Consider the following 13299-nt stretch of genomic DNA (forward strand, 5'->3'; position numbering starts at 1 on the left):
CGGCACTAGGGACATCTGGGGGGATCGATGGGTGCGTTGCTCTTCATCCACGGCACCGGCGTCAGGCAACCGGCGTACGCCGAGACGCTGGAACTGCTGCGCGCCAGGCTCGGGGACATCGCACCGCACTCCCGCGTGCACGACTGCTACTGGGGCGAGGCCTTCGGGGTCCCGGCAGACGTCGGGGCGGCCGCCCTGCCCGGAGCCCCGGTCCCCGAGCCGGAACCCGCGGCGGACGAAGACCTGGACCCCGAGGACCTGGACCCCGACGACCGGGACGCCGTCGTCTGGGGCGCCCTCTACGAGGACCCACTCGCCGCACTGCGCCGGCCCGGAACCGACGCGGGCGGTTTCGGGGACGCCGACGGGCCGATGTTCGGCGACCGCTCCGGCCCGCAAACCGAGGCACGCGCCCGCGCCCTCGCCGCGGACCCACCCGCCCGGCTGGAGCAGCTCCTCGCGACCGCCGGAGCCCTCGAGGACTTCCGCGCCTCCCTGACCGCGGTCCTCGACAGCGACACCGGGCGCGACGCCCTCACTCACGGCCTCGGCCCCGGCGAGCTGCCCGCGGCCGTCGCCACCGCCGCCGTGGCGCACCTCCTGGGCGGCGCGGTCCGGCGGGGCACGCCCGTCCTGTGGACCACCGACGAACGCGACGAGGCCGTACGGATCATCACCGGTGAACTGGGCGGCCGGCCCCGCGGCATCGGCCTGGGCGTGTTCCTGCTGCACGGATGGGCCGCCCACAAGCTCGGTGTGATGCGCGCCGTCGAGAAGAGACGCGCCTGGCTGATGACACGGATCCACCCCCAGGCCGGTGACGTCCTGAAATACCTGGCCCGCGGCGCCGGGCTGCGCCTGTTCATCAAGGAGCGCGTCGCCGCCGTCACCCGCGACCACGGCCCCGTCGTGCTGTTCGCCCACAGCCTGGGCGGCATCGCCGCCGTGGACCTGCTCGCCCAGGAAGAGCTGCCCGGCGTGCGGCACCTGGTCACCGTCGGCTCACAGGCCGCCCACCTGCACGAGATCGGCGGGCTGCCCGGTCTCGCCCCCGGCAAGCCGCTGCCCGAGCACTTCCCGGCCTGGACCAACGTCTACGACGCCCGCGATCTCCTCGGCTTCCCCGCGGAGCCCGTCTTCCCCGGCCGGGTACGGGACGTCGAACTCAGCAGCGGCCAGCCCTTCCCCGCCGCACACAGCGGCTACTTCCCCAACCCGGAGGTCCACCGGTTGCTCGCACGCGTCCTGACGACCGGAGCATGACCGCGGCCCTGGAGGACGTCGACCCGCGGTACACGTTCGCGGTACTCGTCGGCGTGGAGACCTACGGAGACGACAGCTACCTCTTTCCGCTCCCGGGGGCCGCCGTCGACGCCCTCAGCCACGCGGCCTGGCTGCGCGCCAACGGCGTACCCGCCGAGAACATCCGGCTGTGCGTGTCCGTCACGGCCGCCAACCGCGAACGCGTCACCAGGGCCGCCGAAGACCTCGGAGTACCCCTCCTCGGCGCCACCCAGAACGAGATCTGGAAGGTCCTCGACGAGGAACTGCCCACCTGGCGGGGACACCTGCTGTGGTTCGCCTGGAGCGGTCACGGCGCCCTGGCCCCGGGCGCCAGGCAGCAGAAACTCTTCTACGCCGACGCCGCACGCCACCGCGAGCTGACCCTCTCCACGGAGAACTTCCAGGAAACCCTCCTGCACAGCCCCCGCTACGCCGGCATCGCCCGCAAGGTCCTCCTCGTCGACGCCTGCCGGCAGTACCAGCCGGCGATCGAGGGCGCCGGAGGCATGCGCTTCCCCAGCCCGCCCCCGCGCAGCGCCTCCTCCCGCCTGATGAGCCTGTACGCCACCCAGGACGGCGCCACCGCGTCCGACGGCAGGGAAGGCCGGGGCGGCGCGTTCACCGAGGCACTGATCGCGGAACTGACCGCCGCGCCCGTCTGGCCCGCCGACCCCCAGAGCCTCATCGACGCCGTCCGCACCCGGATGGCCGCCGACAACAGCCGACAGATCCCGTACCTCGACGCCCGCTACTGGAGCGGCGACCTCGACAACTGGGGACGCCTGACCCCGCGCAACGCCGGGCTGCTCACCCACCGCGACGCCCTGCACCTGCTGCAACGCAAGGGCACCTACCTCAGCGACGACCATCTGCCCTACGTCGCCCCCCAGGACCCGCAGCACCCCGCCACCCCCGACAACCTGCTGGCCCGCCTGGCCGACCCGCCGGCCGACGAGTTCGGCGAACCCCTCCGAGGGGTCCTCCTCACCGCGCCCGGCGGCGTCGGCAAGACCCGTACCTGCCTGGAAGTGGCCAAACGCGCCCAAGACAAGGGTTGGCAGGTCCTGCACGCGGCCAAGGACGCCCGGCTGACCGCGAACGACCTCCTGGAAGAGATCCGGGAGGACCTCAGGGCCCAGCCGGACCGGCGGATCCTCCTCGTGTTCGACTACCTCGACACCCAGGAATCCCTCGACCTGCACGGCCTCGCCGCCAGCCTGACCACCGAGGACCCCGACGGCAGCCGGATCGCCTGCCTGGCCTCCGCCCGCCCCGGCGCCCTCCGCCTGCTGCGCAAGCGCGGCTCCGAGGAACTCTTCGAGGAAGTCGAGCTCCTCGACGACGAAACCTACGAACGCGCCGTCGCCGCCCAGATCTTCGAAAGAGTGGCCCCCACCGCCTTCGACGCCTGGGACTTCACCGACATGGCGAAGATATGCGGCACCCGCCCCGTACTCGCCCTGCTGCACGCCCTCGCCGTCGAACGACACCTCCGAGGGCTGCTCGACACCGGACAGCCGATCCCGGCGGCCCGCCAGCTCCAATGGCCCGTGGCCCGTTCCAAGACGCTCCTGCGCTGGCTCAACCTGCGCACCCCCGAAGGACTCGCCCCGCACGGCGCACCCCCCGGCGCCGCACCGGACCGCGCCCTCCTGCTCGCCGCGACCGCCGCCGCCCTCGCCTGCCCCCAGCCGCGCGACGCCGTCGAACGGGCCGTCGACCGCTGCCTCGCCGACGGCCCCGGCACCGAGGACGGCGAGGGCATCGTCAACCGGCTCGTGGCGCTCGGCTGGCTCCTGCTGCCCACCACCGACGGCCCGGACACCGTGGAAGCGATCCACGACATCGTCGCCGACGCCTTCCTCCAGCAGACCTGCCTGCAGGAAGGGGAAGCCGTCCACCCGGCCTCCCTCAAGCAGCTCCTCGACGCCTTCCTCGGCGACCCCCCGTCCTTCCAGCGGGCCATCGGACACATCGGCCGCTGGTCCCTCGAACTGTCCGCCCGGCAGCAGACAGAACTGGAACGAACGTTCCGCAACTGGATCAAGAACAACTCGACAGCCGTCGTCGACATGCTCCTCGGGCAGCCCCGCGACGGCATGCGCACCCTCGTCGCGATGATCTCCACCACCCCATGGCGTCAGGCCATCACCGACGCCTGGGACAGCATCGTCACCCCCTGGACGGAACGCATCGAAGAGCCGTCCCTCGTGCGGACCTTCCTCGCCGACGCCGTCCGCAACTGCGCCCAGCCCGTCCCCGACATCCTCCTGGAACGCACACGGACCTGGCTGGACCACCACACCGACACCGACCCCGACGCGATCGCCCTGATCAACACCCTGCTCCAGGCGGCCGACCTGCCCGACCCCTACCGCGACCACCTCGAAAGCCTCACCCTGAGCTGGCTGGACAAGCACGGCACCGACCCCGGCGCCGGCCCCCGGCTCCAGAGCCTGCTGCACCACGCCGGCCACAGCCCGGCCGTCGTGGCGGCCGCCCGCCGCCACGCCATCGCACTGGCCCACCACCTCCGCACCGAACTCGGCAGCGACAGACTGCTCACCGACCTGCTCCGCTCCACCGACACCGAATCGGACGACTGGCCCACCCTGCTCGAAGCCGCCCACGAATGGCTGAAGCAGCACGCCACCCGCGAACGCGCCGAATTCGTCTTCACCGCCGCACTCCGCCGACGCGCACTGCCCGACTCCAAGGCCGAACACTTCGCCAAACTGGCCCTCAAGTGGCTCGCCATCCACGGCCGCGACGTGGGAGCCGGATTCCTCCTGACCGACCTCATCGACCGGCCCGGCCTGCCCGACAGGATCCTCCGGCAGGTGAACGACCACGGCCACGCGTGGGTCGCCATCCACGGCACCGAGGTCCGCGCCTCCTTCGTCCTCGCCCAACTGCTCCAGAGCCACCGGAGCCGGCCCTCCCACGGCGACTCCGCCACGACCGTCGCCCGCGCCCTCACCTGGCTCGACGCACACGCCGACACCACGGCCGCCGACTACATCCTCAGACTCCTGCTCAGGCTCCCCGACGCCGCCACCGACACCCACGACGCCACCGCCGTCGCCCACCAGTCCTTCGACCACGCACTCACCTGGCTGGAGAAGCACGGCCCGGCATCCGACGACACCCAGACACTCAGCTACCTGCTCGCCCGCGGCACCGAACTGACCCCCGAACAGAAGACCCGCGCCGTGACCGTCGCACTGCACCGACTGAAACCACCCCCCGCCCCCCAGCCCAAGGACAGCCACCCGCTGCGCGAACTCCTCAGGATCCGGGAACTCCCCCCACAGCACCAGGAACCCGTCTTCACAGCCGCCATGACCTGGCTCGACGTCCACAACGACATCCTCGACGCCTCCTTCGTGCTCGCCCCGCTCCTGCACCGGGCACGCCACCGCGAAGCGCAGGACGTCCTCTCCTTCGCCGTCGACCGCACCCTGAACTGGCTCGATCAATTCCGCACCGACGAGAGAGCCGGCCATGTCCTACGGGCACTGCTGACGTGCAAGGACGTCGCCACCGACCACCTCGACGCCGCCACCGTCGCGGACCAGGCCTTCGAACACACCCTCGCCTGGCTCGAGGAACACGGCACCCCACAGGAACCCGAGACCCAGGAACAGGCGCAGTCCCTCCTGCAACACCTCCTCGCACGCAGTCCCGAACTCACCCCCGACCAGACCGAACGCGCCGTACGAGAGACACTCGCCCGACTCCGCGACCAGCACCGCAACAACAGGACGACCGACACCAACCCCCTGCTGGAACAGCTCCTGAAACTCCCACCCCTGCCCCCCGACACGGAAAAGAGCGTCATCCGCCGCGCGAAGAAATGGCTCGGCCACCGGCCCGAGGACCTGACCTTCGACGACTCCTTCGTCCTCAGCCCACTGCTGCACCGGCTCGAAGAAGCCGAGATCCCCGACGCCCCCGCCCTGCGCGCGGGACTCGCCTGGCTCGACCGCTTCGGCACCACCGAAGAAGCCAGCTTCGTCCTGCGCCAGCTCCTCAAAATCCAGGCACTCCCCCCGGAGACGGAAGAACGCGCCCTCCACCACGCGGCCGCATGGCTCGAACGGCACAGACTCCTGGAGGCCGCGTCCTACGTGCTGGCCCCCACCCTGCTGAGAATGCAGCAAGCCGGACTGCCCGACCCCGGAACAGTCCAGCAGGCCCTCGACTGGCTCGTCGCCCACCGGGACAGCGAACACGCCTGGCGCGTCCTCAGCCGCCTCGCCGAGTACACCGGATCCGCCCCCCACCGCGCCGCCCTACAGGACTACGCACAGGCCTGGATCGCCGCCCACCCGGACGCCACCACCGAGCACCTCCACCACCTGGAACGCTGCTTCGCGACACCGGTCACGAGTTGTACGCGCTCTGCGCCCGCTCCAGACCCTCTGTGACCAGACACTCCACCGCGTCCGCCGCCCGCTCCACGAAGTAGTCCAGCTCCTTGCGCTCCACCGAGGAGAAGTCCTTCAACACGAAGTCCGCCACCTGCATACGGCCCGGCGGACGCCCGATCCCGAACCGCACCCGGTGATACTCCCGCCCCATCGCCTTCGAGATCGACTTCAGCCCGTTGTGACCGTTGTCGCCACCACCCAGCTTCAGCCGCAACGTTCCGTAATCGATGTCCAGCTCATCGTGCACCGCGACGACGTTCCCCACCGGCACCTTGTAGAAATCCCGCAGAGCGTTCACCGGGCCACCCGACAGATTCATGAACGACATCGGCTTCGCCACGACCACCCGACGGCTCCCCGGACCCGGCGGCCCGATCCGCCCCTCCACGACCTGCGCCTGCGCCTTGCCCGCCCGCTTGAACTTCCCCCCGATCCGCCCCACCAGCAGATCAGCCACCATGAACCCCACATTGTGCCGGTTCATCGCGTACTCGGACCCCGGATTACCCAGCCCCACGATGAGCCAGGGCGCCCCTGCGTCGGTCGTCACGTCCACGTCTCCTCGAATACGCGCCAGCCGCCACTCCCCAGGGAGCAGCGGCTGACGAAACGGTGTCGATGAGGGATCAGGCCTCCGCAGCGGCCTCTTCGCCCTCGCCCTCGACGGCCTCCTCGGCCTGCGCGGCCAGCACCTGCAGAACCACCGCGTCCTCGTCCACAGCCAGCGTCACACCGCTCGGCAGAGCGACGTCCTTGGCGAGCACGGACGCGCCGGCCTCCAGACCCTCGACCGAGACCGTCAGCGCCTCGGGGATGTGCGTGGCCTCGGCCTCCACCGGCAGCGCGTTCAGGACGTGCTCCAGCAGGTTGCCGCCCGGGGCCAGCTCACCCTCGGCGTGCACCGGGATCTCGACCGTGACCTTCTCGCCGCGCTTCACCAGCAGCAGGTCCACGTGCTCCAGGAACCCCTTGATCGGGTCACGCTGCACGGACTTCGGGATCGCCAGCTCGTTGGACTTGCCGTCGATGTCCAGCGCGATCAGGACGTTCGGCGTACGCAGCGCCAGCAGCAGGTCGTGACCCGGGAACGTCAGGTGCAGCGGCTCCGAGCCGTGCCCGTACAGCACGCCCGGAACCTTGTTGTCGCGGCGGATACGACGCGCGGCACCCTTGCCGAACTCGGTGCGCGTCTCGGCGGCGATCTTCACCTCGGACATCTCTCACTCCTCGTAGTAGTACGTAGGACAAACGGTCGGGGTCACCCGGCCACGAACGGCCTGCTACGAAGAGCGCGTCGATAACGGACCGCCGCATCCCGAAAAACGAGTGCGGCCTCCCTCGCCGAGCAACTGCAGCAGTTTACCCGCACAAGAAGGCCGCACCCAAAACGATCTCCGCCGGCCCCGAGACCCGGGGCCCTACGGAACCGGACTCACTGCTCGTCGAACAGACTCGTCACCGAACCGTCTTCGAACACCTCACGCACCGCACTCGCGATCGTCGGCGCGATCGACAACACCGTGATCTTGTCCAGATCCCGGCCCAGCTCACCCGGCGTCGGCAGCGTGTCCGTGAACACGAACTCACTCACCCGCGAATTCTTCAGCCGGTCCGCCGCCGGACCCGACAGCACACCGTGCGTCGCCGTCACGATCACGTCCTCCGCACCGTGCGCGAACAACGCGTCCGCCGCCGCACAGATCGTGCCACCCGTGTCGATCATGTCGTCGACCAGCACACACACCCGGCCCTCGACCTCACCCACGACCTCGTGCACCGTCACCTGGTTCGCGACGTCCTTGTCACGCCGCTTGTGCACGATCGCCAGCGGCGCACCCAACCGGTCACACCAACGGTCCGCGACCCGCACCCGACCCGCGTCCGGCGACACCACCGTCAGCTTGTCCCGGTCCACCTTCGTGCCCACATAGTCCGCCAGCAGCGGCAGCGCGAACAGATGATCCACCGGACCGTCGAAGAAACCCTGAATCTGATCCGTGTGCAGGTCCACCGTCAGAATCCGGTCCGCACCCGCCGTCTTCATCAGATCAGCGATCAGACGCGCCGAAATCGGTTCACGCCCACGGTGCTTCTTGTCCTGCCGCGCGTAACCGTAGAACGGCACGATCACAGTGATCGAACGCGCCGACGCACGCTTCAGCGCGTCGATCATGATCAACTGCTCCATGATCCACTTGTTGATCGGAGCCGTATGGCTCTGGATCAGGAAGCAGTCGGCACCCCGCGCCGACTCCTGATAACGAACATAGATCTCACCGTTCGCGAAATCGAAGGCCTTCGTCGGGACGACCCCGACACCCAGCTCGTGGGCGACCTCCTCGGCAAGCTCGGGGTGGGCGCGGCCGGAGAAGAACATCAACTTCTTCTGGCCGGTCGTCTTGATCCCGGTCACAGCACTGTCTCCTCAGAGGTGTTCGCAGCTGAATGTCGAGACGACCTCGCCACCACGGACGAGGAACCGCCTCAAGCTGATGGGGTGCGGGTGTGCACTTATCACGGTACGCCGTCCCAGACGCACCCGATTCCGGTCAGGACTCGCCCTCCACCTCCCGGGACGCCGCCTCGGCCGCCTTCGCCGCCGCGCTCCCGGGACGCTTACGAGCCACCCAACCCTCGATATTCCGCTGCTGACCGCGGGCCACGGCCAGCGAACCGGGCGGCACGTCCTTCGTGATCACCGACCCGGCAGCGGTGTACGCACCGTCCCCCACCGTGACAGGCGCCACAAACATGTTGTCCGACCCCGTCTTGCAGTGAGACCCGACGGTCGTGTGGTGCTTGTTCTCCCCGTCGTAGTTCACGAAGACACTCGCGGCACCGATGTTCGTGTACTCGCCGATCGTCGCATCACCGACATACGACAGATGCGGCACCTTCGTACCCTCACCGATCGACGCGTTCTTCGTCTCCACATACGTACCGATCTTGGACTTCAGCCCCAGCCGGGTACCCGGACGCAGATACGCGTAAGGACCCACCGAAGCCTGCGGCCCCACCACGGCACCATCCGACACCGTGTTGTCCACCCGCGCCCCGGCACCCACCTCGGTGTCCTTCAACCGCGAGTTCGGACCCACCTCGGCACCCTCACCCACATGCGTCGACCCCAGCAACTGGGTACCGGGATGAACCACCGCGTCCTGCCCGAAGGTCACGGTCACATCGACCCACGTCGTCGCCGGATCCACGACCGTCACACCGGCCAGCATGGCGGACGTCAGCAGCCGGTCGTTCAGAATCCGACGCGCCTGAGCGAGCTGCACCCGGTTGTTGATGCCGGCGATCTCCCGATGATCCACGGCAACCGACGCCCCCACCCGGTGCCCGGCCTCCCGCAGAATCCCCAGCACATCCGTCAGGTACTCCTCACCCTGACTGTTGTCCGTCCGGACCTGCTTCAGCGCCTGCGCCAGCAGCCGGCCGTCGAAAGCGAACACACCCGAGTTGATCTCACGAATCGCCCGCTGGGCGTCGTCCGCGTCCTTGTGCTCGACGATCGCCGTGACGGCACCCGAGTCGTCCCGCACGATCCGGCCGTAACCGGTGGCGTCCGGAACCTCCGCGGTCAGCACCGTGACCGCGTTGCCGTCGGCGGCGTGCGCGGCGGAGAGCCGCTGCAGCGTCTCACCGGTCAGCAGCGGAGTGTCACCGCACACCACCACGACCGTCCCCTCGACGAACCCGCCGAGCTCCTCCAGAGCCATCCGCACGGCATGCCCCGTACCGTTCTGCTCGGCCTGCACGGCCGTACGGACACCCGGGTCGATCTCGGCCAGGTGCGCGGTGACCTGCTCCCGGGCGTGGCCCACGACGACGACGAGATTCTCGGGCTTCAACTCGCGCGCGGAGGCGAGCACATGCCCGACGAGGGAACGGCCACAGAGCTCGTGCAGAACCTTGGGTGTGGCCGACTTCATACGGGTGCCCTCACCCGCTGCGAGAACAACGACGGCGGCCGGGCGGTTGGCGCTCACGGGGATGCCCTTCGGCTTCGTGGGTGGGGTGGACATCCGCAGGATACCGGGGTGTTTCCCGGGGGACATGCGAGCGGGCCCTGACGGTGCTGTCAGGGCCCGGGTGTATTGGGCTCCCCTGCCAGGACTCGAACCTGGAACAAATCATCCAAAGTGACCCGTGTTGCCAATTACACCACAGGGGAGTGCATAGGCGTCCTAAACGGACATTCTGCTAGTCCGTTGAGGTCGCGGCACCTACTATGCCGCACCACCAGCCTTCGACGCGACGGTACAGCTCGGCGCTCTGTCGCACGGTGATTACGAGACAGCCGCGGTAGGAATCGCCGGTGTTCTTGCGCACCGTCTTGGGGTTGTGACGTTTCAAGGTGGTCTTGCCGAAGGCGCTCCGGTCTCCCTCGACGAGGTCCGCCCAGTACCGCTCGGCTGCTTCCACGTCGGCTGTCTCGTGAATCATCAGGCGATAGCTGAGGCGCTCCCGCTCGATTCCCAGAAGGTCCAGCCAGGCCAGGAACAGCCGGATCATGTCAGGGTCGCTGTTGACGAACGTGACCCGCTCGCGACGCGCGTGGGGCTTGTCTTTGGTGCCCTCGGCCCAGTACAAGGCCACGCCCGCGATGAACAGTTCCCGATCGGAGAGTTCGCCGATTTCCAGGGCGGCGGCCGCCTTAGTCTGCTGTCGCTGCTCGTCCCGGACCGCCAGTTCATGCTCCCAGCGCTTCCTGGCTGCCAGCTTCGCCTGCTCGGTACGATCGCGGCGCTCTGGTTTCGGCAGGTCCCGCACCCAAAGCGACACCGAGCCCCGGGAGCACCCGAGCTCCACCTGGATCTGGTCGTACGTCCAGCCCTGGAGTCGTAGCTCCCGGGCTCGCGCCCGTAGGTCGTCCTTCGCGTTCGGGCGCTTCGTCCATTCCGGTGGCGGCTCTCCCTCCAGAAGCCGGTTGAGGATGTCGTTGTTGTCGACGTGCAGCCGGTCACGGATCTGCCGGCGGCTGAGGCCCGCGCGCCGTAGCGCCACCGCCCGCTCCCGTAGTCCCTCGAAGTCCGCGTACTTGCCGTGTGCGTGTGCCATGGGCATAACCTCTGGGCGGAATCCGTCCTTCCGGGGTCGAACGGTGTGCGATTCAGCAGTTCGAGGGATTCCGGGGCGTTTCGCTTCTGTTCGGTTACGGAGTGTGGTGTGGCGCAGTCGTGGAAACTCGCCGGAAAAGCCGCGCCCGGCGACCGTAGGCTGGGGTCATGACCACGTCGGGGGAAGTGCACGCCGCGGCCGGGGGGCCGTGGTGGTGGGTGCGGTGGCGTAGTGCCGTGCTGGACATCGGGCTCGCGGCGGTGTCGGCCGTGGAGTGTTCGGTGGAGGGGCTTCAGTTCTCGCGGGATGCCGGTCTGCCGGTTCCGGTGGGGATGGTGTTCGGGCTGTTCGCGGGGCTGACGTTGCTGTTGCGGCGGCGGTGGCCGATTGCGGTCGTGCTGGTGAGCATCGCGATCACGCCGGCCCAGATGGGGTTCCTGATGGGCCTTGTCGGGTTGTACACGCTGGCTGCGTCGGAGTTGCCTCGGCGGATCATCGGTGCGCTGGCCGGGATGTCGTTCGTGGGGATGTTCGTCGTCACGTATGTGCGGGCGCATCAGGGGATGGTGCGGGGGGATCTGTCGATCGCCGGTGGGTTCATTCCGTTTCTGTCGGTGACGACCGCTTTGGGGATGACCGCTCCTCCGGTGTTGCTGGGGTTGTACGTGGGGGCCCGGCGGCGGTTGATGGAGAGCTTGCGGGAGCGGGCGGATTCGCTGGAGCGGGAGCTGATGCTGCTTGCGGAGCGTGCGGAGGAGCGTGCGGAGTGGGCGCGGAGCGAGGAGCGGACGCGGATCGCGCGGGAGATGCATGACGTCGTCGCGCATCGGGTGAGTCTGATGGTGGTGCATGCCGCGGCGCTTCAGGCTGTGGCGCGGAAGGATCCCGAGAAGGCGGTGAGGAATGCCGCGCTGGTGGGGGACATGGGGCGGCAGGCGCTGACCGAGTTGCGGGAGATGCTGGGTGTGTTGAGGAGCGGGGAGGGGGGTGTGGTGCGGTCGGCTCGGCCGGCTGTGCCTCTTGCGGCGGTGGGGGTGGCGGCTGCGGCTGCCGCGTCGCGGGCTGTGGGGCCGGATGGGTCCGAGGGGCCTTGTCTTGCGGAGTTGGAGGAGTTGGTCGGGCAGTCCGCCGCGGCGGGGATGGTGGTGGATCTGTCGGTGGAGGGGGAGGTGCGGTCGTATGCGCCGGAGGTGGAGCAGACGGCGTACCGGGTGGTGCAGGAGGCGTTGACGAACGTCCACAAGCATGCGGCGGGGGCGAAGACGCATGTGAGGTTGGCGCATCGCAGTGCGGAGATCGCGATGCAGGTGGAGAACGAGCCGCCGCCGGAGCCGGGGTCGGCTCGGGCGGCGGGGTTGCCGAGTGGGGGCAATGGCCTGCTGGGGATGAAGGAGCGGGTCGGTGCGTTGGGTGGGGTGTTCGTGTCGGGGCCGACGGAGGCGGGTGGGTTCCGGGTGTCGGCGGTGATTCCGGCGCGGGTGGCCTGAGTCAGCCTGCGGTGAGTCGTGCGGGTTCGATTCCTGTGAGCAGGGTGGTGAGTCCGTGGTCGATGTCGGGGCCGAGGTACCAGTCGCCGGTGTGGTCGAGGGCGTAGACGCGGCCTTCGGTGTCGATGGCGAGGAGGGTGTGGTGGTCGGTCTCCGCGCCGAGGGGGCTGACTTCGGTGTCGAGGGCGCGGCCGAGGTCGCCGAGGGTGCGGGCCATGTGGAGGCCGTGCAGCGGGTCGAGGTGGAGGGTGGCGGGGGCGAGTTGGCGGCCGGGGCCCTGGGGGGTGATGGTCAGGCCGCCGAATTCGGCCCAGGCTTCGACGGCGGCGGGGAAGACGGCGTGCCGGTGGCCTGCGGGTGAGGTGTGGCCGCGGAGGGTGTCGGCCCAGATTTCCGCTTGTTTTATGTCCCAGCGGCCGGGTTGCCAGCCTGCGGTGCGCAGGGCGGCGTCGACGGGGGCGGGGAAGCGGGTGGTCGAGGTGCGGTCGGCGTGCATCTGTCTTCGTTCGTCGGTGGGGTGTCAGTCCTGCGGTGTGGGGTCGATGATGCGGACGCCGAAGTGGGCGCTGAGTGCGGTGCAGGCGCGGCAGGGTGGGGCGAAGCTGCCGTGGAGGGGGTCGCCGTCTTCGCGGATGCGGCGGGTGGTGAGTTTGGCGTGTTTGAGGGCTTTGCGGGCTTCGCCGTTGGTCATGGGTTTGCGGGCGGCGCGTTTGCTGCGGGTGGCGTCGGCGGCGGTGATGTGGCGGGAGATGAGGATGGTTTCGGCGCAGCGTCCGGTGTAGCGGTCGCGTTGGCTGCTGGTGAGGGTGTCGAGGAAGTCCTGGACGAGGGGGTGCAGGGCGGGGGGTTGGTCGCCGCGGGCGGCGGTGCCGGTGAGGGTGGTGCCGCGGACGGAGAGGGCGGCGGCGATGGTGGGGAGTATGCCGTCGCGGCGGTGGCGGAGGGTGGGGGCGGGGGGTGTGTCGGTGGTGCTCCAGCCGATGCGCGGGTCGCCGGTGGTGTCTGTTGGTGCGGTGTTCATGGTTGTC

10 protein-coding genes and 1 tRNA gene are annotated in these 13299 nt (G+C 69.4%); 3 read left to right on the forward strand and 8 right to left on the reverse strand.

The window, feature by feature from the left end; all coding sequences use genetic code 11:
- The first annotated feature begins 27 nt into the window (after nt 1-27).
- Both ACZ4SW_RS03435 and ACZ4SW_RS03440 read left to right on the forward strand, forming a co-directional pair.
- Nucleotides 28-1263: a lipase family protein gene (locus ACZ4SW_RS03435; RefSeq protein ID WP_468237298.1), complete on the forward strand. Its 1236-nt coding sequence runs from the start codon at nt 28-30 to the stop codon at nt 1261-1263.
- On the forward strand, nt 1260-5714 hold the full coding sequence (locus ACZ4SW_RS03440) for a hypothetical protein (RefSeq protein WP_468237301.1): 4455 nt from the start codon (nt 1260-1262) through the stop codon (nt 5712-5714). The genes ACZ4SW_RS03435 and ACZ4SW_RS03440 overlap by 4 nt, the downstream gene beginning before the upstream one ends.
- Here the strand turns inward: ACZ4SW_RS03440 and pth are convergent.
- From pth to ACZ4SW_RS03470, 6 genes are all read right to left on the reverse strand, one after another.
- Complete coding sequence (gene pth / locus ACZ4SW_RS03445) at nt 5671-6273, reverse strand: aminoacyl-tRNA hydrolase (RefSeq protein WP_468237304.1); 603 nt, start codon at nt 6271-6273, stop codon at nt 5671-5673. The two genes, ACZ4SW_RS03440 and pth, sit on opposite strands and share 44 nt — an antisense overlap.
- Nucleotides 6274-6343: 70 nt before the next feature.
- Nucleotides 6344-6934: a 50S ribosomal protein L25/general stress protein Ctc gene (locus tag ACZ4SW_RS03450; protein WP_468237307.1), complete on the reverse strand. Its 591-nt coding sequence runs from the start codon at nt 6932-6934 to the stop codon at nt 6344-6346.
- Between the two features lie 215 nt (nt 6935-7149).
- Entirely contained in the window at nt 7150-8130 is a 981-nt protein-coding gene (locus ACZ4SW_RS03455; protein WP_468237309.1) for a ribose-phosphate diphosphokinase, read from the reverse strand.
- Nucleotides 8131-8266: 136 nt separating this feature from the next.
- The gene (glmU, locus tag ACZ4SW_RS03460) at nt 8267-9712 is read right to left on the reverse strand and encodes a bifunctional UDP-N-acetylglucosamine diphosphorylase/glucosamine-1-phosphate N-acetyltransferase GlmU (protein WP_468237597.1); all 1446 of its coding nucleotides are present in this window, start codon (nt 9710-9712) and stop codon (nt 8267-8269) included.
- Nucleotides 9713-9825: 113 nt separating this feature from the next.
- Nucleotides 9826-9897, reverse strand: a tRNA-Gln gene (locus tag ACZ4SW_RS03465).
- Between the two features lie 29 nt (nt 9898-9926).
- The gene (locus ACZ4SW_RS03470; protein WP_468237311.1) at nt 9927-10784 is read right to left on the reverse strand and encodes a helix-turn-helix domain-containing protein; all 858 of its coding nucleotides are present in this window, start codon (nt 10782-10784) and stop codon (nt 9927-9929) included.
- 167 nt (nt 10785-10951) lie between these two features.
- On the opposite strand from ACZ4SW_RS03470, the gene ACZ4SW_RS03475 reads away from it, so the two are divergent.
- Complete coding sequence (locus ACZ4SW_RS03475) at nt 10952-12271, forward strand: sensor histidine kinase (RefSeq protein ID WP_468237313.1); 1320 nt, start codon at nt 10952-10954, stop codon at nt 12269-12271.
- A gap of 1 nt (nt 12272) precedes the next feature.
- Here ACZ4SW_RS03475 and ACZ4SW_RS03480 read toward each other — a convergent pair whose 3' ends face one another.
- A complete protein-coding gene (locus tag ACZ4SW_RS03480) occupies nt 12273-12767 on the reverse strand; it encodes an SUKH-3 domain-containing protein (RefSeq protein WP_468237315.1) in 495 nt (164 codons plus the stop codon).
- A 24-nt stretch (nt 12768-12791) separates the two neighbouring features.
- On the reverse strand, nt 12792-13292 hold the full coding sequence (locus tag ACZ4SW_RS03485; RefSeq protein WP_468237317.1) for a YwqJ-related putative deaminase: 501 nt from the start codon (nt 13290-13292) through the stop codon (nt 12792-12794).
- Between the last annotated feature and the right edge of the window lie 7 nt (nt 13293-13299).

Source organism: Streptomyces sp. NPDC028331, assembly GCF_055565775.1.

What these genes read in the sequence shown, in the direction of transcription:
- ACZ4SW_RS03485 (WP_468237317.1), bottom strand. Translation starts at nt 13,292, where the DNA reads ATGAACACCGCACCAACAGACACCACCGGCGACCCGCGCATCGGCTGG.
- ACZ4SW_RS03450 (WP_468237307.1), bottom strand. Translation starts at nt 6,934, where the DNA reads ATGTCCGAGGTGAAGATCGCCGCCGAGACGCGCACCGAGTTCGGCAAG.
- ACZ4SW_RS03480 (WP_468237315.1), bottom strand. Translation starts at nt 12,767, where the DNA reads ATGCACGCCGACCGCACCTCGACCACCCGCTTCCCCGCCCCCGTCGAC.
- ACZ4SW_RS03475 (WP_468237313.1), top strand. Translation starts at nt 10,952, where the DNA reads ATGACCACGTCGGGGGAAGTGCACGCCGCGGCCGGGGGGCCGTGGTGG.
- ACZ4SW_RS03435 (WP_468237298.1), top strand. Translation starts at nt 28, where the DNA reads ATGGGTGCGTTGCTCTTCATCCACGGCACCGGCGTCAGGCAACCGGCG.
- ACZ4SW_RS03440 (WP_468237301.1), top strand. Translation starts at nt 1,260, where the DNA reads ATGACCGCGGCCCTGGAGGACGTCGACCCGCGGTACACGTTCGCGGTA.
- ACZ4SW_RS03470 (WP_468237311.1), bottom strand. Translation starts at nt 10,784, where the DNA reads ATGGCACACGCACACGGCAAGTACGCGGACTTCGAGGGACTACGGGAG.